The organism is Gaetbulibacter aestuarii (assembly GCF_039537665.1).
Lineage (GTDB): Bacteria > Bacteroidota > Bacteroidia > Flavobacteriales > Flavobacteriaceae > Gaetbulibacter_A > Gaetbulibacter_A aestuarii.
This window is the reverse complement of sequence record NZ_BAABAY010000001.1, coordinates 398351-421963: the sequence shown is the minus strand read 5'-3', so window position 1 is coordinate 421963 and position 23613 is coordinate 398351. Positions and strand designations below refer to the sequence as shown.

The 23613-nt window shown below is 38.2% G+C and carries 13 protein-coding genes and 1 tRNA gene; 5 read left to right on the top strand and 9 right to left on the bottom strand.

The window, feature by feature from the left end; genetic code table 11:
• Positions 1-319: 319 nt before the first annotated feature.
• From ABD682_RS01730 to polA, 7 genes are all read right to left on the bottom strand, one after another.
• Positions 320-2524 carry a carboxypeptidase regulatory-like domain-containing protein gene (locus tag ABD682_RS01730; protein WP_344738344.1) on the bottom strand — a complete coding sequence of 735 codons (2205 nt, stop codon included), beginning with the start codon at positions 2522-2524 and terminating at the stop codon, positions 320-322.
• 12 nt (positions 2525-2536) lie between these two features.
• Complete coding sequence (locus ABD682_RS01725) at positions 2537-3487, bottom strand: PorP/SprF family type IX secretion system membrane protein (RefSeq protein WP_344738342.1); 951 nt, start codon at positions 3485-3487, stop codon at positions 2537-2539.
• Positions 3488-3501: 14 nt separating this feature from the next.
• Positions 3502-4716, bottom strand: coding sequence for a T9SS type B sorting domain-containing protein (locus tag ABD682_RS01720; protein ID WP_344738340.1), 1215 nt, complete (start codon positions 4714-4716; stop codon positions 3502-3504).
• Positions 4717-4950: 234 nt separating this feature from the next.
• Positions 4951-6267: a hypothetical protein gene (locus ABD682_RS01715; protein WP_344738338.1), complete on the bottom strand. Its 1317-nt coding sequence runs from the start codon at positions 6265-6267 to the stop codon at positions 4951-4953.
• A gap of 136 nt (positions 6268-6403) precedes the next feature.
• On the bottom strand, positions 6404-11257 hold the full coding sequence (locus ABD682_RS01710; RefSeq protein ID WP_344738334.1) for a beta strand repeat-containing protein: 4854 nt from the start codon (positions 11255-11257) through the stop codon (positions 6404-6406).
• A 795-nt stretch (positions 11258-12052) separates the two neighbouring features.
• Positions 12053-12691, bottom strand: coding sequence for a GDSL-type esterase/lipase family protein (locus ABD682_RS01705; protein ID WP_344738332.1), 639 nt, complete (start codon positions 12689-12691; stop codon positions 12053-12055).
• Positions 12692-12700: 9 nt separating this feature from the next.
• Positions 12701-15541 carry a DNA polymerase I gene (polA, locus tag ABD682_RS01700; RefSeq protein ID WP_344738330.1) on the bottom strand — a complete coding sequence of 947 codons (2841 nt, stop codon included), beginning with the start codon at positions 15539-15541 and terminating at the stop codon, positions 12701-12703.
• Positions 15542-15709: 168 nt separating this feature from the next.
• Here polA and ABD682_RS01695 point away from each other — a divergent pair, with 168 nt between their 5' ends.
• Together ABD682_RS01695 and ABD682_RS01690 are read left to right on the top strand one after the other, a co-directional pair.
• A complete protein-coding gene (locus ABD682_RS01695) occupies positions 15710-16939 on the top strand; it encodes a metallophosphoesterase (protein ID WP_344738328.1) in 1230 nt (409 codons plus the stop codon).
• Between the two features lie 164 nt (positions 16940-17103).
• Positions 17104-17400, top strand: coding sequence for a thioredoxin family protein (locus ABD682_RS01690; RefSeq protein WP_344738326.1), 297 nt, complete (start codon positions 17104-17106; stop codon positions 17398-17400).
• A gap of 9 nt (positions 17401-17409) precedes the next feature.
• Here the strand turns inward: ABD682_RS01690 and ABD682_RS01685 are convergent, their stop codons facing one another.
• Entirely contained in the window at positions 17410-18066 is a 657-nt protein-coding gene (locus tag ABD682_RS01685; protein WP_344738324.1) for a polysaccharide deacetylase family protein, read from the bottom strand.
• 3 nt (positions 18067-18069) lie between these two features.
• A complete protein-coding gene (locus tag ABD682_RS01680) occupies positions 18070-21393 on the bottom strand; it encodes a glycosyltransferase family 117 protein (RefSeq protein ID WP_344738322.1) in 3324 nt (1107 codons plus the stop codon).
• 152 nt (positions 21394-21545) lie between these two features.
• Here ABD682_RS01680 and ABD682_RS01675 point away from each other — a divergent pair.
• From ABD682_RS01675 to nusA, 3 genes are all read left to right on the top strand, one after another.
• Positions 21546-21618: transfer RNA gene (locus ABD682_RS01675), tRNA-Gln, on the top strand.
• Positions 21619-21877: 259 nt separating this feature from the next.
• Positions 21878-22339 carry a ribosome assembly cofactor RimP gene (gene rimP, locus ABD682_RS01670; protein WP_344738320.1) on the top strand — a complete coding sequence of 154 codons (462 nt, stop codon included), beginning with the start codon at positions 21878-21880 and terminating at the stop codon, positions 22337-22339.
• 12 nt (positions 22340-22351) lie between these two features.
• Positions 22352-23584, top strand: a complete 1233-nt coding sequence (gene nusA / locus ABD682_RS01665; protein ID WP_344738318.1) for a transcription termination factor NusA — start codon at positions 22352-22354, stop codon at positions 23582-23584.
• The last annotated feature ends 29 nt before the right edge of the window (positions 23585-23613 follow it).

The following is a 23613-nucleotide window of genomic DNA, read 5'->3' as shown; positions in this document are numbered from 1 at the left end:
TTCCACGAAATACTTATTTTCTGACTATACTCACTATTAACCAAGACTTGCCAAAATAAAATCCACATCAATCCAAAGCTGGATAAAATCAAAATTTTAAAGATGAAATTTCCCAATAAGAAGGTCGTGCCCTCCATCGCAAGTATCGATATAAAATCCAAAAGATGGATTTTTATAAAATTTGTAAATAGCCTTAAAGGCAAGAAATCATGGATTAATACATGTGTTAAAACAAAGGTAGGTAGGGCTAGTAGTGGGTTCATGGTTAATGGTTTTTGTTAATGAGGGTTAAAAAATACCGGTTAATAATAGTTTTTATTTAAAGTTTTATAATCCTAAAGGTGGATCTGCGGTTTATCCTGTGTTCTGCTTCGGTGCATGGCACACCGTTTGTACAATGATTCAGGATACCAAGTTCTCCAAAACCATAATACTCCAATCGTTCCGGGCTTATTCCTTTACTAATGAGGTAATCGTATGTAGAGCGAGCGCGAGCGTGAGATAATTTTATATTGGTGATATCCCTCCCCCTGCTATCAGTGTAGGATTCAATTCTGATCTTGATGGATTTGAATTTATTTAGGACTGCCACAACTTTATCAAGCTCAATTTTGGAAGCAGGGAGTATGTCACTTTTGGCGTATTCAAAATAAATGGGATTTAAAATTGCGGCAATATCATTGTTTAGTTCAAGAGGCACATTATTCTTAACCATTTTCACATCTATTTTTAGATTTCCTTGGGCATCTACATCTTTAATATTTACAGGTACTTCCTCGGTTTGATAACCGTCTTTTTCTATCTTTAAGAATGCTACTTTATCAGACTTAAGGTTCTCTAACGTATAATAACCATACCATTTTGTAGTGGTCATTTCTAAAATATTACCATCGATATCCAGAGCTTTTACGCTTACGTTTTTTAAAACCTCGTCTGTTTTATTATCCTGAATTTTACCGGTAATAACGATCTCTTCCGGAACACTTATTCCCAGGTATACCAATCGAATATCCAGAGGTTCTTTACCGTTGCGCATGGCCTTGGTTATGTTTTTTTCAGAGGTCTGGAAGTTGTCTTTTTCAGCTCTTACATAGGCTACATTACGGGCGTCTAATTCGCCAAACTCATAATAGCCATTGTCATCGGTTATGGTGGAGGCAACGATGTTTCCGTTAGCGTCGTGTAGCGTTAATTTTACATTAGCCAGGGGTTCATCTGTGTCAAAGTTTCTGGCAATACCCTTGAAATTAATATATGGAATAACTTCAAAATCCTTAAGGGCCTTGAAGCTGTATATGTCATCAATACTTTTATCATAATTTTTATTCGACGCAAAGTATCCAATGCGATCTGCCCCGATCATAAACGAAAAATCATCAGAGGTAGTGTTAATCTGTTCCCCAAGATTATAGCTCCTTTTATATTCATTATCCGGATTTTTTTTGGAAATGAAAACATCCAGACCACCAATACTTTCCGGCCCATTGGAAGCAAAATATAAACTCTCGTCGTAAGGATCTATAAAAGGGAACATCTCGTTGCCAATAGTATTTATAGCTTCTAAATTTTTAGGTTTCCCAAAAGTGCCATCATCCTTAATTGAAACCGAATAAATATCTGTACCGCCTTTACCTCCCGGAATATTAGAGGCGTAATACAGGGTTTTGTTATCTTTGCTTAGGGCGGGGTGACCTACAGAGAATTCAATGCTATTAAAAGGAAATGCCTTGACATCTTTCCATTTTCCCTGTTTAAATTTCGCTATGTAAATATTAATGGTTACAATATTATTTTTGTTTCGTTCTATCCTACCATTAAGGAAAGCGTTTCTTGAGAAATACATTGTTTTTCCATCATTGGTTATGGCTAGTGGTCCTTCGTTGTATTCCGAATTTATAAATTCTGATAAGTGTACAAATTCGCCATTCGCACTTGCTTTATAGATGTCTGAAGTTAAACCTGCAGAACCTTCCCTTTTTTTCTTGTTTAAACCATACCCTACAACATAAAGTTCATTATTTTTTATAAAGGCGGGGTATTCAGACCGTTTTGTATTGTAATTGTAGGGCCTTAGTTCAAAAACACTATCATTATTAATAGCCATAGGATCTTCTTTCGGGTTTGCGAGACTTGTATAGCGTATACCTTTATAATTATAATAGCTCAATAATAGGCTATCTGCTTTTTTGTATTCTTTTTGAGTTTTAAGGATTTGCCCATAATAAAAATTATCCAATAAACTAGGTCGCGCAGAGGGCATGTTGTAATAAGTATTGTACCACTTAGCCGCGGCTTTAAAATCGCGATTAAAATAATTGGCAGTAGCTAATCGGTGGATTAACTTTTCATCCCCTTCACCTCTTTCAGCTACTCGGGTATAGATATCAATAGCATTAATATATTCTAAGTTTTCAAACGCTTCATTATCAGGTTTTGTTTGTTTGTCCTTACTTTGAGCAAGAGCCATAGCAGAGAACACGAGTAAAAAACCAAGATTCCATTGCGTTTTACAAAAGTTTTTCATTTTCATTGATAATTAAAAGAATCGGGGGGTTAGGAATCTTAAATCTCTATTCGTACCAATATCGAGGCGTAAGAATACGCCATGAGATCCGCTGTTATATTGTCTGATTGCGGTAGTATCTATATCGTAGGAATATCCTATAAACAGTTTGTTATTTATTTGGAACCCTGTAATAGCACTAAAGGCATTGGTAAATCTATAGGAAGCCCCCAGCGTAAAGGTTTCATTAATTAAAAAATTTGCGGAGAAGTCTACACCTAAAGGTGCTCCTGAAACGTATTTTACAAGGGCTGTGGGTTTAAATTTTAAATTGGGATTTAATTGAAAAACATACCCTCCCATAGCGTAAAAATTAGCGCGTTCTTTTGCTGTAGACACGGAATTATTATCGAAATACCTAGTTGCTAAAAGATCTGGTACGGATATCCCTGCATACCACAGATCACTGTAAATATAAACGCCCGCACCGGCAATAGGGCTTACGCGATTTTCTACATTAAATTGGAAGGTAGGATCGGTGGCATTATAAATATCCAGTTTATTGTAATCTATGTTAATAAGCTTTAGACCAGCCTTTATTCCGAAGTTTAAATAGGTATAACGATCAATATATATTTGGTATGAGAAATCGCCTGCCAGGGCAGTTTCCACGGAAGGTCCTATGGTTTCGTGTATAATAGTGGCACCCAGACCCATATTTTCATAACGGTAATCCAGTGGTCCGGAGGAGCTAAAGTTTATGGCACGTGGTGCGCCTTCGATACCGGTCCATTGGGCACGATATTGACTTGTGATACTGGTAACACCTCTGGAGCCGGCATAAGCAGGGTTAATAATATTGGCAGAATACATGTATTGGGTGTATTGAGTGTCTTGCTGCGCAAGGATTTCATGGGGTTTAGCTCCAAAAAATAAAGACAGGTTTATTAATATTATTGTGATATGTTTGTTTAAATATCTCATCCTTTTGCTTTGTATTAATCTGTAGATAAAAATAAATACCCTGCTTTTTCCACGCGTTCGTTAGTACCATCGTATTTAAGGATATAGTAGTAAGTTCCTGTAGGTAATAGGGTGTCTTTTTTACCGGTTGCAAAGCCTTCAAATACATTTCCGTTACTATCATAATTTGTAGTAGAAAACACCTGGGCACCCCAACGGTTAAATATTTCTAAAGAGTTATTAGGTAGTAAATCGATGTTTTCTATAAATAAATAGTCGTTTTTGCCATCGTTGTTTGGAGATACGGCATTCCACACAATCACATCATCAGGAAGTATGATATTTAAATCGGCACCTGCGATGGTAAATACAGCTATACCATCAATGGTTTGGTTTGCTGTTATGGTTTTGTTTAGGGTATCTACTGTGCCACCTACATCCTCCCAGGCGCCTTCTTCAAAGTTCCATCGGGCCATGCGAATACCGTCCGGATTGGAATACACGGTATACGGTGTAGATGATTCATTCCAGGATAAGGTCACATCTACATTTTCAGTGCCCAGAGGGGTTTCAAAAACCCAATATTCTCTATTATTAACCTTAACAATATTACCTATTCTCAAATTCGAGGGGTAGGGGTTATCCGTATCCTTATAAACGTATCTTCCGTTAAACAAGGAGTTAACTCCGGAGGGTGCGCTAATTTCCGCAAAGCGATACATAGCATTATCTCCAATAGGAAATGTAAAGGCATCATTACCCAGTTTGGTTATAAAGCCATCTACAAAACTAAAATCACTGGTATTACTCACGGTTCCGTTATCATCCAGAATCAGCGTGCCGTTATTATCAATAGTATTTAAAATGCCACTATTAAAAGCAATATCATGTTCCACATGGAAGGTTCCAGACATGTTTATGGCATTTTCTAAACCGGAATTATTAGCGATGATGAGATCGTGGAAGTAAAAGGGTTCTGAACCTGATATTATTTGTTGGGCAGATCCCACGAGACTAGCACTACTTTCGGGGGTGTTGTAATCTACCACACCGTTATTCGTCATGTTGCCGTAAAAATAGGCTTGCCCGTTATTGATAAAGGAGCCGGAATCTTTATTGTCAAAATGGTCTAAAACGCTTATCTCTGTATTCGCGTTTACGGTTATTAAACCTAAATTGGTAGTTTGCGCCATGCCGGCTGTGGTTACCAAAAGCGTGATAAAGATTATGAGATTTGGGGTCTTTTTCATCCTGTATTTTTAATTCGTTTGAAGGTCATGTTTGAAGCTCATGGCTTCGATGACACTGGTTCTTAAAATGCTTTCCGTTTGGAGTTCTTTCCTACTTATTTTACTAAATTGTTTCCGTGTTATTTTGAACGCTTGATATATTTTTTTCCTTTATTATTGTCATCCGGTTATTTTAAGTTATAAAGAGTTATTTTTCATCAACAAGGATTTTTATTGCTCCCGAATGTCATTGCACTAATCAGTATAAGGTGTTGCATAAATATAATTTTCAGTCAAATTTGACCCAAGTCCTTGTCCAAGGTTATCTTCAGCAAGTAAGTTGTGATCATCGGCAAGGTGCTGCCATAAATAATACGTTCTTGAACTACCAGAATCATTATCTATCAGTGATATCCCCCGAGCCATACTGGTATCACGTGGGTAGTTAAGCCCCCCCATAATGTTATTAGGAGTCGCCAATAGATCAGCACTATCGCCAGGGTAGTTTCTTTCTCCTATGGTGCCACCAGTATCTGAAAATGAAAAATATAAGGTAAAAGCCCTTGGATTATCACAATCTCTACAAACAGCCCCGTCGTCAAGTTTATATATAAAATAAATCTTAACACCGGTATGCACGATCCACTTGCCCGGTGGTAAAGTAATACTTGCACCGGTAAAAAAAGCTGATGATAAATTAAAATGTTGAACACCGTGGAAAACAAATGTCCCAAATACAGCCTGAGGAACCACAGGCATCCATTCGGGGTTGTTTGATGCGTTTTTCATTAAAACGTCACCTATATTACCTGCTCTCATCTCGGAGTCATAAATTTGATTTTCAAATATGGCATCGCCTTTGACCCTTATATTTGATTCAAATATGGAACGTCCATTTACTCGTAGTCTCCCCTGCTCAATAAGACTTGTTCCAATAAGAGCATAATCTCCCACAAATATACTGTCTCTAACTTGAGTATTCCCATCTACATCTAACCTCTCCTCTGGACTAGTAGTACCTATTCCTACGTTACCTGTACTGTGCTGTAGAAATAATCTTACATTTCTGTTATTATTTCCGGTATCTTCTTGAGACCAGAACCGGAGCCCATCGTCCTGACCTTGATTTTCAATTCTCCAGGCTTTGTTGGCATCGCCCGTGCTCGAATCGAAAAACCAAATAGAAGGATTCGTGGAAGTCATTGAGATGCCATTTCCAATTATAGTTAGTTTTTTATCTGGAGTTGTTGTTCCTATTCCTACGTTGCCATTACTACGTTGAATAAATAATCTGTCTGTCCATGTAGAATTGTTATTGTTTTTAGAACGAAAAAGAAGGCCATCAAGAGACGCTTCTGACATAAGTCTCCAAGATTTAGTGGCGGCATTGAAGTCTGTTAACCAAATGGAAGGACTTGGAGTATTCAGAAGAAATCCATCATCAGCAACACTTGATTCTACAGTAAGTTTCTTCTCAGGTGTTTTGGTACCTATTCCGGTATTGGTATCGGTTTGCGCATGAAGCAAGGTAAAGGCTGCGAGAAATAGTGTGATTATTAAATTTTTTTTCATGGTCTTTAAAATTTTATTTACTACAAAAAAATGCTAAGTCACATTCATCAATATGACAAGTTTCAGTTATTAATTTTTCTTTTGTATTGATTTTTATTCAGGGTTAAAAATAGATTAGTGAAATTCACAACCGGTACTATTTGTTTACATTCAGCAAGGCTTCAATTCTGGCTAATCGACCTTCCAGTTCGTTAATTTTATGATCTTTTTCTTCCAAAGCTTTTTGTTGTTCAATAGTGTGTAAATACAGTTCTTCTACTTTTTCCAGGAGTTGCACAGACAGTTCTGAAATATTGAAACTATACTTTCCATCCTCGGTGCGTCCAATGTCTTTAATACTGCTTACGCCCGGTAAATGCTTGTTGATCTTGATAAAGTTTTCTACTTCCGGAAGCGTTTTAAATGCATAGGTTGATTTTAGTGTCGATTTCCCTTCCAGATATTTCTCAAATACATAATCCGCATAATAACTTGTGGTGGTTTCTATGGCTCCATTTACAAAGAGTTTAGTAGAAATTGAGTTAGAAACAAAATCTGTAAAGGCTTGAGCAGATGGATTTACACCAATGGCTACCCTGCCATTCATGTAGATATCTTCTGTATTGTCTGATGCATAGGAGTCATCATCAAAGCCAAACCATGGTTCTGCTACAGCGAAGCTAACTTCCGTGCCAGATTCATTGCTGTACGTATAGGTGCCGTCAGGATTTTGACTAAAAGTTGTAATAGTTTCATTGATAGTAGCTGAATTACCGGCTTCATCAGTGTAAGAAGCTATCGTACGGGCTGTGTTACCGGTTACATTAGTATCCTCATTTCCTAATGATTGTGTTATTGAGGTGGTGGTTTCGTTTATGGCAGGTAAAGTCACGCTAACAACATTATTGTCAGAATCAGTTAATTTTAAATTGTCACCTTCTATAATTAGACTTGAATTCGTTGTGTTGGTATCAATATCCGCCAAAGGCACACTTACGGTGTTTCCATCAGAATCGGTTAATGTTAAATTAGTGCCGTTAATAGCTAGGCTGGTGTTAGTTGTGTTGGTATCAATATCCGCCAAAGGCACACTTACGGTGTTTCCATCAGAATCGGTTAATGTTAAATTAGTACCGTTAATAGCTAGACCTGTGTTGGTTGTATTGGTGTCAACACTGGCAGCGATATCGGCTAAGGCAACACTTACGGTGTTTCCATCAGAATCGGTTAATGTTAAATTAGTACCGTTAATAGCTAGACCTGTGTTGGTTGTATTGGTGTCAACACTGGCAGCGATATCCGCTAAGGCAACACTTACGGTATTCCCATCAGAATCGGTTAATGTTAAATTGGTTCCGTCTTGCGATAAACTTGCGTTGGTTGTGTTAGTATCGACATTTGCAGCAATATCAGCTAGAGCTAAACTGACCGTATTCCCATCAGAATCTGTTAATATTAAATTGGTTCCGTCCTGTGATAAACTTGCGTTGGTTGTGTTGGTATCAATTTCTGATAAGGCTACACTTACTGTATTCCCATCAGAATCGGTTAATATTAAATTGGATCCATCCTGTGATAAACTTGCGTTGGTTGTGTTGGTATCGATATCCGTTAAGGCAACGCTTACTGTGTTACCATCAGAATCGGTCAATATTAAATTGGTACCGTCTTGAGATAGACTTGCGTTGGTTGTGTTAGTATCAACATTAGCAGCAATTTCTGATAAGGCAACGCTTACTGTGTTCCCATCAGAATCTGTTAATATTAAATTCGTACCGTCTTGAGATAAACTTGCGTTTGTTGTGTTGGTATCTACATTCGCAGCAATATCAGCTAGAGCTAAACTGACCGTATTCCCATCAGAATCGGTTAATATTAAATTGGTTCCGTCTTGAGATAAACTAGCATTGGTGGTATTGGTATCGATATCTGTTAAGGCAACGCTTACTGTATTCCCATCAGAATCGGTCAATATTAAATTGGTTCCATCCTGTGATAAACTTGCGTTTGTTGTGTTGGTATCAATATCCGCTAAGGCAACACTTACGGTGTTTCCATCAGAATCGGTTAAGGTTAAATTGGTTCCGTCTTGAGATAAACTTGCGTTGGTTGTGTTGGTATCAATATCCGTTAAAGCAACGCTTACTGTATTCCCATCGGAATCGGTCAATATTAAATTGGTACCATCCTGTGATAGACTTGCGTTAGTGGTATTGGTATCGATATCTGTTAATGCAACGCTTACTGTGTTCCCATCGGAATCCGTTAATATTAAATTCGTACCGTCCTGTGATAAACTTGCGTTGGTTGTGTTAGTATCAACATTAGCGGCAATTTCTGATAAGGCAACGCTTACTGTGTTCCCATCTGAATCTGTTAATATTAAATTCGTACCATCCTGTGATAAACTTGCGTTGGTTGTGTTGGTATCGATATCTGTTAATGCAACGCTTACTGTATTCCCGTCAGAATCTGTTAATATTAAATTGGTGCCGTCTTGAGATAAACTTGCGTTTGTTGTGTTGGTATCTACATTCGCAGCAATATCAGCTAGAGCTAAACTGACCGTATTCCCATCGGAATCCGTTAATATTAAATTCGTACCGTCCTGTGATAAACTTGCGTTGGTTGTGTTGGTGTCAACATTAGCGGCAATTTCTGATAAGGCTACACTTACTGTATTCCCATCAGAATCGGTTAATATTAAATTCGTACCGTCCTGGGATAGACTTGCGTTTGTTGTGTTGGTATCGACATTCGCAGCAATATCAGCCAAGGCTAAACTGACCGTATTCCCATCAGAATCCGTTAATATTAAATTGGTACCATCCTGCGTTAAGCTTGAGTTGGTTGTATTGGTATCAATATCCGCCAAAGGCACACTTACGGTATTCCCATCAGAATCGGTTAATGTTAAATTGGTACCATCCTGAGTTAAGCTTGAGTTGGTTGTATTGGTATCAATATCCGCCAAAGGCACACTTACGGTATTCCCATCAGAATCGGTTAATGTTAAATTAGTCCCGTCCTGAGTTAAAGTTGAATTGGTTGTATTGGTGTCAACACTGGCAGCGATATCGGCCAAGGCAACACTCACGGTGTTTCCATCAGAATCGGTTAAGGTTAAATTGGTACCATCCTGCGTTAAGCTTGAGTTGGTTGTATTGGTATCAACACTGGCAGCGATATCGGCTAAGGCAACACTTACGGTATTCCCATCAGAATCGGTTAATGTTAAATTGGTACCGTCCTGCGTTAAGCTTGAGTTGGTTGTATTGGTATCAACACTGGCAGCAATATCCGCTAAGGCTACACTTACTGAATTACCATCAGAATCGGTTAATGTTAAATTGGTACCATCCTGGGTTAAACTTGAGTTGGTTGTATTGGTGTCAACACTGGCAGCGATATCCGCTAAGGCAACACTTACGGTATTTCCATCAGAATCGGTTAAGGTTAAATTGGTACCGTCCTGCGTTAAGCTTGAGTTGGTTGTATTGGTATCAATATCCGCCAAAGGCACACTTACGGTATTCCCATCAGAATCGGTTAATGTTAAATTGGTACCGTCCTGAGTTAAAGTTGAATTGGTTGTATTGGTATCAACACTGGCAGCAATATCCGCTAAAGGGACTTGAAGAATTCCGTTACTATCCTCTAGTTCTAGATTCAAACCATTTAATTCAAAACGTGTATTCACTTCATTGGTTACACTACCGTCTATTTCAGTTCCTGTGATGACATATGGAAATGTGGAAGTGCCATCTCCGGTAACTACGTTGATCCCGCCTCCACTTATTTTAGTATTTGTACCATCAAGACCTTTTAGGGTGATTTGGTGCGCCGTTTGATTCTCATCGGTATACGTTAATGTTCCATCATCATTGCTGACCAGAGTCGTTAAGGTTTCCAGGCTCGATACGATGGTAGTTAAGTTGTTGATGACATCTTGTAAAGTTACATTGGTATCGTTGGTGCCATCACCATCAATATCGATAGTGCCATCATCAATTTTCACGGTTGTATTAATGATGTTTTCTACACCGTTTTCATCGGTATAGGTCATGGTGCCGTTGCCATTATCAACAAGCGTTGTTAAGGTTTCCAGGCTCGATACGATGGTAGTTAAGTTGTTTATGACATCTTGAAAAGTTACATTGGTATCGTTGGTACCATCACCATCAATATCGATAGTGCCATCATCAATTTTCACGGTTGTATTAATGATGTTTTCTACACCGTTTTCATCGGTATAGGTCATGGTCCCGTTGCCATTATCAACAAGCGTTGTTAAGGTTTCCAGGCTCGATACTATAGTAGACAAATTGTTAATTACATCTTGTAAAGTTACATTGTTGTCGTTGGTGCCATCACCATCAATATCAATAGTGCCATCATCAATTTTCACGGTTGTATTAATGATGTTTTCTACACCGTTTTCATCGGTATAGGTCATGGTCCCGTTGCCATTATCTACAAGCATTGTTAGGGTTTCCATGCCCGACACGATGGTAGTTAAGTTGTTGATGACATCTTGTAAGGTAATATTGTAATCGTTAGTGCCATCACCATCAATATCTATGGTACCATCTTCAACTTTTACGGTTGTATTAATGATGTTTCTTACACCGTTTTCATCGGTATAGGTCATGGTGCCATTACCATTATCTACAAGAGTAGTTAAGGTTTCAATGAGGTCGTCTGTGCTCCCGTTTCCAATTGGAACCCACTCCGTACCATTCCAATAGTAAAACCCGGGATTCAAGTCGGCTGTGGTTGCCGTGTTGTACACTAATAAACTTACTGCTGGATTTGTAATAGGATTAGAAATGCTTGTCGTTTGTAAGGCAATTCGTGGAATTAGAATTCCTTTATTAGTAGCCACAACATCAAGCTGAGCAGAGTTATTCGGTAAATCAGTACCAATGCCCACTTGAGCATGATTATCTAAAATTGCAAAAAATAGCAATACCAAGATGGGCAGAGAGGGAAATGAGGGAATTTTTTTCATAACAATTTGTAGGTTTTGATCTCATGTTACGTTTATGAGAATCACTTTAAAAAGATTAAAGGCAGGTTATTTGGGTTAGCAATTGTAGTGGCACAATAAATTATAATTTACAAGTGCCAACCTATTAAAGTTGTTAAACTAATGAGCCGTTAGTTATTTTAAATTGGACATGCCTTATAAGGCAGTCTCAAGAATCATTGCGTGTATATTAGGTGTATTTCTGGCAGAATTTCCTAAAATTTAGAATTTGTGAGCATTTTGCTAAATTAAAATGGCAAGATTCGATACAAACATCGTTTCTTTTGAATTGATCATTCGAGACACCAAAAGGTTGTCCTGTTCATTATATGTCGTGACCAATGCAATCTCGTGCCTGAAAATTTAAGAGGGCTAATGATAGGAAAAACCAGACCAGAAAGGTCGGGTGTAGAAATTTGAGGGATTTGAGTTTCATAACAAACGTTGATTTTTTCTTTTCTTTTAAATACTAAATCACTTTAAATTCTTTTAAAGCAGTAGTTTAGGGCTGTGAAATATATTAAATTAATGTTAATTCAGATTCCGGAAAACCGTAATTGGAATAAAAAAAGGCTCGTGGGTTGTCGTTTGTCGAGGAAAAATATATTTTTTACCTAAAACATGGCCTACTTCACATGTTGAAAAAACAATTTTTTATTGTAACTACATGGTTTTCAGTATAAAATGCTAATTTCAGGACAAGCTTTTTTTATAAAAGTTAGTGTGAATTTTAACTCATTTCACGACTATGGTGGGTTTTGAATCTGAAAGAAAATATTAGGCGATGATGCCTTCTTCTTTTAAAATATTGAGCCAATGTTGGTAGCCTTTTTCTGTAAGGTGAAGGCCATCTGTGGTACATGCTGAAATTAACCGGTTGTGCTCATCCTTGAAATCCTCGTGAAGATCTAAATAGTTAAACGTTAATTCAGAAGGAGGTTGAATTAACGCGCGATTAATATTTTGAATAGCTTCAGCATTATCAAAGCGTGCTTCAAAAGCGGGAATCGTATTGTTAACAGGTAGGATACTTTGTAAAAAAATGGTGGTATCCGAGAGGCCTTCATGCAACCTACGAATAATTTCAAAGGTATTTTTTATCACTTCGGTTTCCGGAATATCTTTTGCCAGATCGTTCGTGCCGATCATCAATAAGATGGTTTTGGGTTGTTGTCGAATGGTTTCATCTAAACGCCTCAAAACACTGATACTAATGTCTCCTTTGATACCATGATTCAGCACCGTTTTATTTTGCAGTCTTTCAACCCAGTTTCCTTGTTCGGTGATACTATCCCCAAGGAATAAATACTCCGGAGCAACAACAGGCATTTTAGACCAGGCTTCCACCATGTCGTCATAATATTCCGGACAAAATCCGATGGTTTTATCGTTTTGTGGATCGTAAGTTTTTTTCATAAAGAAAAATTAATGGGCTTCCAACCAATTGGCTCCGGTATCGATATCTACATCCAAAGGCACCTCTAATTTGTAAGCGTTCTCCATTTCATGACGGATCATTTCAGAAACTTTTTCCAGTTCAGGTTTATATACATCAAAAACCAATTCATCATGCACTTGTAACAACATTTTTGTTTTATAATCGCCTTCATTCAGTTTTTCAAAAATCCGGATCATGGCAATTTTAATGATATCGGCGGCACTTCCTTGTACCGGAGCGTTTACCGCATTACGTTCAGCTGCACCACGAACTACAGCATTGCGGGAATTGATATCTTTTAAATAACGGCGACGCCCTAAAACGGTTTTAACATAACCATGGTCGCGCGCAAAATCAACCTGTTTGCTGATATAATCCTTAAGTTTAGGATAGGTCGCATAATAGGTATCGATCAGTTCTTTAGCTTCCGCGCGGCTTAATGTGGTTTGATTACTTAAACCAAAGGCCGAAACACCATATATAATACCGAAGTTTACGGTTTTGGCCTGGCTTCGTTGTTCCGGAGTTACATCTTCCAAAGGCATATTAAAAACTTTCGACGCGGTTGAAGCGTGAATATCTTCGCCATGTTTAAAGGCGGAGATCATTGTTTCTTCTTCACTTAATGCAGCAATAATACGCAATTCTATTTGAGAATAATCAGCCGCTAAAAGGATATAATCTTCGCTTCGCGGAATAAAAGCCTTGCGTACTTGTCGGCCACGTTCCGTACGAATTGGAATATTTTGAAGGTTAGGATTATTACTACTCAAACGTCCGGTGGCAGCAACCGTTTGCATATAATCGGTATGCACACGTCCGGTGCTTTCTTCCACCTGATTTGGCAGGGCGTCAATATAAGTACTTTTCAGTTTTGCTAAACCGCGATAATCCAAAACATTTTGAATAATCTCGTGATCTTTCGCTAAATAACTCAGAATATCTTCAGAAGTAGAATACTGGCCTGTTTTTGTTTTTTTAGGCTTATCAACCAGCTTTAATTTATCAAACAAAATTTCACCCAGTTGCTTAGGTGAAGCGATATTGAATTCTTCTCCCGCTTCCTTATATATTTTCTCCTCCAATGCCTTGATATCTTTATCCAACTGATCAGATAAGGAATGTAAAAAGTCTTTGTCCAACGTAATGCCTTCGAGTTCCATCGCGGCAAGTACGCGCAATAATGGAATTTCGATCTCATCAAACAATTTTTGGGTTTCTGCCTCGCCGAGTTCTTTTTCGAAATATGCTTTTAGGCGGAGTGTTATGTCGGCATCCTCAACAGCGTATTCTGTTTGCTCTTCCAAAGGCACATCGCGCATCGATTTTTGATTTTTACCCTTTTTGCCGATAAGTTTTTCAATGGAAACCGGGGTGTAATTCAAATAAGTTTCCGCCAGAACATCCATATTATGGCGCATATCGGGATTGATAAGGTAATGCGCCAGCATGGTATCGAATAATTTACCTTTTACCTCAATATTATATTTTGCCAGAACTTTGATGTCGTATTTTAAATTCTGACCTACTTTTTCAATGTCCTCATTTTCAAAAAACGGACGTAATTGTTCGATAAGCTCTTGAGCTTCGTCCCGATCTTCCGGAAAAGGCATATAGAATCCTTTACCCATTTCCCAGGAAAAAGCAATCCCTACAAGTTCGGCAGTAATCGGATTCAATCCTGTAGTTTCGGTATCAAAACACACCGATTTTTGATTCATCAGATTTTTAATGAACAGTTTGGTTCCTATGCCAGGCGCTATACTTTGGTACAAGTGCGAGGTGGTTTCAATGGTTTCCCGCTCATTTGGTTTTAGTCCGGTATCCTCATCATCATTTCCAAATAAAGAAAACTGTCCTTGGCCGGCAGTTGCCGAACTTGATTTTGTTGTGGTGGTTGCAGCCGAATTTTCTGTGGATTCTGTTTCTTGTTCTGCTTCAGCCTCAACGTCAAAAGTCTTTAAAAAGTTTTCTGTTAAACGACGAAATTCCAGTTCCTGAAATATGGCTTTTACGGCATCAACATCGGGGTGATTCATTTCAAAATCGGTAGCATCAAAATCAACAGGAACATCCAGCATAATGGTAGCCAGTTTTTTGGAAAGCAGCCCAAGCTCTTTGTTTTCTTCGATCTTCTCCTTCATTTTGCCTTTTAATTCATGGGTGCTATCCAATAGTTTTTCCATGCTGCCATACTGTGCAATAAACTTTTTGGCTGTTTTTTCACCCACGCCGGGAAGACCGGGAATGTTATCACTTGAGTCGCCCATCATCCCTAAAAAGTCAATCACCTGAAGCGGATCTTCAACTTCAAATTTCTTTTTAACTTCCGGAATTCCCCAGGTTTCGTAACCGCCTCCAAATACGGGGCGATACATAAAAATATTTTCAGATACCAGCTGAGCAAAATCTTTATCGGGGGTTACCATAAAGGTTTGATAGCCCTCTTTTTCCGCCTGTTTGGAAAGCGTTCCAATCACGTCATCGGCTTCATAGCCTTCTTTCACCATGATGGGAATGTGCATGGCTTTCAGGATATCCTGGATGTAAGGCACGGCTACTTTAATGGCCTCTGGGGTTTCATCCCGATTGGCTTTGTATTCTTCATACATTTCCACCCGGTCCGCACTTCCGCCTTTATCAAAACAAACCGCCAAATGATCAGGGCGTTCTCGTTTAATTACATCTAATAATGAGTTCATGAAGCCCATGATAGCAGAGGTATCAACCCCTTTTGAGTTTATTCTTGGATTTTTTATGAAGGCATAATACCCACGGAAAATCAAGGCGTAGGCATCAACTAAAAAAAGACGTTTTTGATCGGACATTTGTTCTGTTTTGATAGAAAACCAAAACTACGAAAACTTATGATTAAAACTAAGGCTCCTCAATTTTCATTTCTGTAAAAAGATTTTAAAACCTTAACAATTAGTTAAATAAAAAACGCATTGTAATTATTAAGTTTGATTACCCTTATCTTTGCAAAAAAAAGCCCTATGCTTCGTTGGATTATCTTTATAGCTTTTTACAGCTTCATTTCTTTTTATGGATTCCAGGCTGTAAAAACATTAACAAAACATAACTGGATCTATTATGTCTTCTTTGGTGTAGCCATAATTATACTCGGTAATTTTTTATATCAATTCCTGTCCTCGTCTGAAGGTCGTGTTCTAACACCTGCAAAAAGTTATGCCTTCGGGTTTCTAATTACATTCATTGTGTTTAACCTGGTTGTTATTCCTATTCTTCTGGGTGAAGATATTATGCGTTTGGTACTTGGTCTGTATGATCGGGTGGCTACAAGTAAAGAAAGTTTTTATATGCCATCACGACGCAAATTTGTGAGCACAATTGCTATTGGATTAGCCGCCGTGCCATTTACAGCCTTGTTGTATGGAATGTATAAAGGAAAATATAATTACAAGGTTTTAAAATATACGCTGACCTTTGATGATTTGCCGGAAGGTTTTGATGGGTATAAGATCACTCAGATCAGTGATATTCATTCCGGAAGTTTTGATAATCATGAAAAGATCAAATATGGTGTAGATCTTATAAAAGAACAGGCCTCGGATATCATCTTGTTTACCGGAGATCTGGTTAATAATAAATATGAGGAAATGCTACCTTGGAAATCCTTATTTGGCACTTTAAAAGCTCCGGACGGTGTGTATTCTGTTTTGGGAAATCATGATTACGGGGATTATGTAGATTGGGATTCTACCGAAGATAAAGAGAAAAATCTTGAGAATCTGAAAGCGCTTCAAAAAGAAATGGGCTTTGAAATGCTTAATAACGACAGTCGTTATATTGAACGTAATGGCGACCGAATTGCTTTAGTAGGTGTTGAGAACTGGGGTGCCGGAGGGTTTAAAAAAGCCGGTGATTTGAAGAAAGCTACAGAAAAGATTAACAAAGATGATTTTAAGATATTAATGAGTCACGATCCATCGCATTGGGAGCAAAAAGTAATCCAGGATCCGGATCATTATCACCTAACATTAAGTGGACATACACATGGCATGCAATTTGGAATTGAAATTCCGGGTTGGGTAAAATGGAGTCCTATTAAATGGCGCTATAAATATTGGGCAGGTGTTTATGAAGTGAACGGAAGATACATTAATGTGAATCGCGGTTTTGGCTATTTGGGTTATCCCGGACGTGTAGGAATCTGGCCTGAAATTACAGTTATTGAGCTGAAAAAAGGAACGAAGTCGGCTTAACTAAAGCATGAAATAAACGCCATAATAATGTAAGTATGTTGCGGTTATAGCTAATTTGCTTATATTTATAATTATTAATTAAACCCTGACCAATGTAACCCGTTGGTTTACAGGCCTAAATAAACTAGGTTTGTAATATAGAAGTTGACTTAAACCTTTATTATATGTCAAAATTTGGGGAACTTATTGATGTAGAAATTCCGGTTTTACTGGACTTTTTTACAGAGTGGAACGAACAGTCTGCTTCCATGCACGCCGTACTACGAGATGTTGCTGCAGCTCTTGGAGATAAAGCGAAGGTGATTAAGATTGATGTAGAAAAAAATCAAGAACTGGCCGAAGCTTTGCGTGTTAAAACCTTACCCACATTAATAATTTACAAAGATGGTGAAATGAAATGGCGTCAGAGTGGCGAACAAGATGCTAACACCCTGATTGGGATCATTCAAAACTACGTGTAAATTATACAGCTACTTTTTTAATTGAATCGGAGCAAAGCGATAGCCTTTCTCTGAAAAATATTCCAGAGTTCGCGGCAAGGCGTATTGCAAATTTTTTTGTGCTTTAACGCTGTCGTGAAAAACAATAATACTGCCATTAGTTCCTTTGGAAGTAACCCGGTTAAGGCAGGTTTCCGGAGTTATGGTTTTGTCCCAATCGTAGGACACAACATCCCACATAATGATATTATAATCCAGGCGGATGAGTTGTTTGCCTTGCACCGGTGAGATCTGTCCGTAAGGCGGCCTAAACAATTTCCCACTAGAATGTTCTTGATTGTAGTAGGCTTCAATGTGCTTTTGGGCTTCAGCAACATTATCCAAATAAGACTTTGACTTGGTTTTCCAGCCTTTGATATGGTTCTGTGTATGATTGCCGATGCTATGACCTGCAGCGATGACCTGTTTAAAAATATCCGGATGATTTTCGATATTCTTACCGATACAAAAAAAGGTAGCTTTAGCATCAAAAGCGGCTAAAGTTTCGAGTGTCCAATCAGTAATATCCGGTGTGGGGCCATCATCAAAAGTAAGGTACAACACCTTTTCAGTAGTTGGGATGTCCCAAACATAGTTCGGGAACATCTTTTTGGCTACTGCCGGTGTTTTTACAGGTGCAAAGGTCATGCGTCAGTTTATTGGCGTGGGGGGTACCTCGCTGTCCATCGCCTGCTGATTTTGTTCCATGTCTTTATCAGGTGCTTGATATTCATCTTGCTCACTGCTACCACCGTAAAAATGTTTGAATAATTTCAGGTAATTATTGAAGACCTCACCTTCTTTTTCAGCGAAAGCTTCATCGTGTTTTGTTAACACATCGAGTAAACCTTTATAGCGTTGAATGTTGGTATATATATCCTCAAATAACCGATCCTGATTTTCGATGGTCAGGGTACTATAATATTTGAGATTTTCCTGATATTTCGTTGCTAATTTTTTAAATAAAGCCTGGGCCTTATCCTTAGCGCCAACTTGATAATAGGCATCAATATAGGGTTCCAAAAGGGTGTAATAACCAAAGTAATCTACAGGCATATTTTTCATCGCGATATCGGCTACTTTTTCTGCTTTCTTCAATTTGTTCTCTTTAATCAATTGTTCGATCAAGCGAGCAAGATCACTTCTAAAGGTGATTCCATTTTTACGGGTTTCAGGATCGTGATAAATATCTTCACCACTATTTCCCCAATCCCAGTGGATCACTTTATCATACATCAGATCAGTATCCACACGACCCATATCAAACGGATTATCGGGATCTACTTTGGTTTTGATAGGCACTAATTTATAGCACAATCCATCGAGTTGCAGATAGTCTTTCATCCATAGATAATCGTCGTCACCAAAGCTACCGCCTGTAAAATAAATGGGGCGTTTCCAATCGTTGTTCGCAACAATATCCAACATCGCCAAACGATTTTTATAAAGGGCATTACCTTTCACTTTAATAACAATATCGTCTACGATCTTGTCGGCATCTTTTTGTTTTACAATACCTGATTTTAGGGCGTTTTGTTTATTCACCGGAATCCTTAAATAAGGTGTTGGCATGTAGCGCATATCCTGGTCTTGCTGACGTACCTGAGAAATATCTACGCCTTGTTGCTCCAGAACATATTTATAACGCGTTTTTGGGTTGTCGCTGGTAATAAAATTTAAAAATTGTTTTACATCCAATGTGTCTTTTACCAGATCTTCAACCGCTACATATTCATTGGTACCATATTTATAGTCTTTATGTTCTAGTTGTGAAGGAACAGGGTCACTATCGTAAGCTTTACGTTTCATTTGATCGATATACCAGGCTGTTTGGAACAAGCTCGTATTCACGATTCTCACATCGGTACGGTAGCCTTCAATTTCCTGAGCATACCAAAGGGCAAAAGTATCGTTGTCTCCAATAGTGAACAGGATGGCATCCTTGGCACAGGAATCCAGGTACATTTTCGCCATAGCCCGAGCCGTGTATTTATCAGATCGATCGTGATCATCCCAGTTATTGGCAGCCAAAATTCCCGGAACTAAAATTAAACATACCACTGTTATTGCGGGTCCTGCCAGTTTTTTGGGAATGTATTTTTTTAGCGCTTCGTATAACGCAAAAGCACCGAAACCGATCCATAATGCGAATACATAAAAGGAGCCCACTACGGAGTAATCCCGCTCTCGAGGTTCAAAGGGTCGGACATTGGTGTACACCTGGATGGCCACACCGGTGAATAGGAAAAATACCAGCATCACCCAGAATAATTTTTTGTCATTATTGAAAACGAAAAAGAAACCGATAAGCCCCAATATTAAAGGCAACAAATAATAGGTGTTTCGTGCCTTATTATTTTTCATGTCGCTCGGCAGATTCTTTTGAGAATAGCCAAGATGCCATTTATCGATAACATTGATGCCCGTGATCCAATTACCATGTTCATCCATTTTTCCCTGAATATCGTCCTGTCGTCCTGAAAAATTCCACATAAAATAACGCCAGTACATGTATCCTAACTGGTATTCAAAAAGGTATTTCAAGTTACTGGCCATGGAGGGCTTTTCTATATCTATGTAACTTTTAAATCGATTCAGGAAACTATTGTAATCTTCATAATCAACCTGGCCTTTGGCAACGCTATTTTTGAAGTCGGAAACAACTTTTCGAAGATCATTTTGCATTTGATATTCCGGCTTCAGTTTAAAATCCAGGAACCCGGAGTACATCATATAATTGGCAGCGTGTTCTGGGCTCCACATGCGAGGAAAATAGGAAGCTTGTTTATGGTTGAAATTTTGTTTGGCATTTTTGTAATCATTCACGATGACGTATTTTCCGGCAGCCTCATCCTTTTCATATTTTGGCTCTTCATCCACATAGGGATTATCTTCATCCAAATAGGCGTACTGATCGGTAAACTGTGGTCCGTAAAACAAATACGTTTTAGGATACTGTTCCAAATTATAATATGCCAAAAGTTCACGGGCACTTGAGGGGTCGTTTTCATTAATAACCGTACCGGCATTTGCCCGAATAGGAAGCATTAACCAGGTTGAAAACCCTATTATGATAAAGGTTATACACAGGATTCCTGTATTTAAATGCACGTAATTTTTTTTGCGGGTATAGCGTAAACCGAAAACAATTAAAGATACTAATACGATGCCGGCAATAATGGAACCAGAGTTGAAAGGTAGCCCAACAGTATTCACAAAAAATATTTCGAAATCACTGAAAATGGCTAGAAGGTTAGGCGCTAATAATTTGAAAACAAACAACAAAATACCAACTGCAACCACATTTGCAATGATGAAATTCTTTACCGTGACCGTTTTGTAATTTTTAAAGAAATAGATAAGTCCGATAACCGGGATGGTTAGTAAACCCATGAAGTGAACCCCAAACGACAAACCGATTATAAACGAAATAAGAATGATCCATTTATTTCCCCGGGGATGGTCCATGTCTCTTTCCCAGCGTAAACCCAGATAGAACAATACAGACATGATCAGGGTTGCCATGGCATAAACCTCCGTTTCTACGGCATTGAACCAAAATGAATCGGTAAAGGTAAAAGCCAAACTTCCCACCAGCGCACTACCTAAAATAGCTATGGCTTTTGATTTCGATATTTTTGCAGGATCTCCTGAAATTTTAGTCAGAAGCATGGTAATGGCCCAAAACATAAACATGATAGCAAAGGCACTGGCAAACGCACTCTGTAAATTTAAAAATAAGCCAATGAGCTGTTGATTACCAAAAGCAAAAATGGAGAAAAAGGCTCCCATCATTTGGAAAAGTGGTGCTCCGGGAGGATGACCTACCTGAAGTTTAGAGGAGGTTAATATGTACTCTCCGGCGTCCCAGAAACTTACCGTAGGTTCTACTGTTGAGGCAAATGTAATTAAAGCAATTAAAAAAGCGAACCACCCTAAAAGGGTATTCCATTTTTTAAAATTAAAATCTGTCATTTATCTTGGAGTTTGTTTGCTTTGGCGAATTTAACAATAAATATGGTACAGCAAGTTTTTTTAAGTAAACGTTAAGGTTTTGTAGATTATTTTTCGAAAAAATACTTGTGAAAAAAAAACTTTGTATTAAATTTGCACCCTCAATTACACAATGGCCTATGGTGTAACTGGCAACACGTCTGGTTTTGGTCCAGAAGAGTCTAGGTTCGAGCCCTAGTAGGCCAACAAAAAAGCGAAAGCCTTTACCCTCGTGTAAAGGCTTTTATTTTCGTGCTATTTAAGATGCAGCGTTTTGGTAATCATCCTACAATAGTTACGATTAAAAAACCCTTAAAAATTAAACGCCTTTTAAGCTCATCAGAATCAGGCGTTTTATTTGGTTTTTGTGCTTATATATCCATTAAAAAATGTTATATTTGCACCGTTGAAACGGCGAAAAAAAGAAATTGAGGGGACGGAAAGTCCCCTCTTTTTATACTAAAAAATGATAGAAAGTAAAGTTAAAGACTTGCTGAACAAGGGATTAGAAGAGCGCCCCGATTTGTTTCTTATCGACTTTTCGATAAGTAATGACAATAAAATAAAAGTAACCATAGATGGTGACAAAGGGGTGTTAGTTGATGATTGTATATTTATTAGCCGTGCTATTGAACATCATTTAGACCGAGAGGAGGAAGATTTTTCTCTGGAAGTTATGTCGGCAGGTGCTACAGCCCCTTTAGTTCAAAAACGCCAGTATAAAAAAAATATTGGTAGAGAGTTAAAGGTAAAAACAGCAACCGAAACCACAAAAGGCACCTTAGTTAAGGTAGATGACGATGGCATTCAGCTGGAATGGAAAGTTAGAGAGCCCAAACCCGTTGGCAAAGGCAAAGTAACCGTAATAAAACAAGCGGATATCGCTTACGACCATATTGTAGAAGCAAAAGTTATGATAAAATTTTAATTTAAAAGAGTTATGGAAAATGTTGCGTTAATTGAATCTTTTTCAGAATTCAAAGATGATAAGCTCATTGATAGAGTAACCTTGATGGCTATTCTGGAAGATGTTTTCAGAAGTGCATTAAAGAAGAAATTTGGAGATGACGATAATTTTGATATTATTGTGAATCCTGATAAAGGTGATTTAGAGATTTGGAGAAACCGTGTGGTGGTTGCTGATGGTGATGTAGAAGATCCAAATCAGGAAATCTCATTATCCGAAGCTCGAAAAATTGAACCCGACTTTGAGGTAGGTGAAGATGTATCCGAAGAGGTTAAATTGATTGACCTTGGAAGACGTGCTATTCTGGCATTACGTCAAAATCTGATTGCCAAGATTCACGAGCACGATAACACCATAATCTATAAACAATTTAAAGACCTTATTGGTGAGATTTACACTGCCGAGGTTCATCATATTCGTCATCGTGCAGTGATTTTACTGGATGATGAAGGTAATGAGATCATTTTACCAAAAGACAAGCAAATACCGTCGGACTTTTTTAGAAAAGGCGATAATGTACGCGGGATCATTGAAAGTGTTGAACTTAAAGGAGCAAAACCTACCATTATTATGTCGCGAAGCTCCCCGGTATTCCTTGAAAAATTATTCGAACAGGAAATCCCGGAAGTATTTGATGGCTTGATAACCATTAAAAATGTGGTGCGTATCCCCGGGGAAAAAGCGAAGGTAGCTGTGGATTCTTATGATGATAGAATCGATCCTGTTGGAGCATGTGTTGGTATGAAAGGTTCCAGAATTCACGGTATTGTTCGTGAGTTAGGCAATGAGAATATCGATGTTATCAATTACACCAACAACCTGCAACTGTATATAACAAGAGCTTTAAGTCCTGCACGTGTAACGTCTCTCAAACTTGATGAAGAAAATAAACGCGCTGAGGTGATTTTAAAACCGGAGGAAGTGAGTAAAGCTATCGGTAGAGGTGGTCACAACATTCGTTTGGCCGGTCAGTTAACAGGATATGAGATCGATGTCTTCAGAGAAGGTGCAGAGGAAGATGTTGAACTTAAAGAATTCTCCGATGAAATCGAAGATTGGATCATTGCAGAATTTAGCAAAGCCGGATTGGATACCGCAAAAAGTATTTTAGAGCAAGAGGTTGAAGATTTGGTTAAAAGAACAGATTTAGAAGAAGAAACCATATTAGATGTAATTCGAATTCTAAGAGAAGAGTTCGAAGAATAATTTATATTTGAGTATTTTAAAGGCAATTT

Bases quoted from the DNA above. Each gene is read 5' to 3' on its own strand.
- ABD682_RS01730 (WP_344738344.1), bottom strand. From the start codon at position 2,524: ATGAAAAACTTTTGTAAAACGCAATGGAATCTTGGTTTTTTACTCGTG.
- ABD682_RS01725 (WP_344738342.1), bottom strand. From the start codon at position 3,487: ATGAGATATTTAAACAAACATATCACAATAATATTAATAAACCTGTCT.
- ABD682_RS01720 (WP_344738340.1), bottom strand. From the start codon at position 4,716: ATGAAAAAGACCCCAAATCTCATAATCTTTATCACGCTTTTGGTAACC.
- ABD682_RS01715 (WP_344738338.1), bottom strand. From the start codon at position 6,267: ATGAAAAAAAATTTAATAATCACACTATTTCTCGCAGCCTTTACCTTG.
- ABD682_RS01710 (WP_344738334.1), bottom strand. From the start codon at position 11,257: ATGAAAAAAATTCCCTCATTTCCCTCTCTGCCCATCTTGGTATTGCTA.
- ABD682_RS01705 (WP_344738332.1), bottom strand. From the start codon at position 12,691: ATGAAAAAAACTTACGATCCACAAAACGATAAAACCATCGGATTTTGT.
- polA (WP_344738330.1), bottom strand. From the start codon at position 15,541: ATGTCCGATCAAAAACGTCTTTTTTTAGTTGATGCCTACGCCTTGATT.
- ABD682_RS01695 (WP_344738328.1), top strand. From the start codon at position 15,710: ATGCTTCGTTGGATTATCTTTATAGCTTTTTACAGCTTCATTTCTTTT.
- ABD682_RS01690 (WP_344738326.1), top strand. From the start codon at position 17,104: ATGTCAAAATTTGGGGAACTTATTGATGTAGAAATTCCGGTTTTACTG.
- ABD682_RS01685 (WP_344738324.1), bottom strand. From the start codon at position 18,066: ATGACCTTTGCACCTGTAAAAACACCGGCAGTAGCCAAAAAGATGTTC.
- ABD682_RS01680 (WP_344738322.1), bottom strand. From the start codon at position 21,393: ATGACAGATTTTAATTTTAAAAAATGGAATACCCTTTTAGGGTGGTTC.
- rimP (WP_344738320.1), top strand. From the start codon at position 21,878: ATGATAGAAAGTAAAGTTAAAGACTTGCTGAACAAGGGATTAGAAGAG.
- nusA (WP_344738318.1), top strand. From the start codon at position 22,352: ATGGAAAATGTTGCGTTAATTGAATCTTTTTCAGAATTCAAAGATGAT.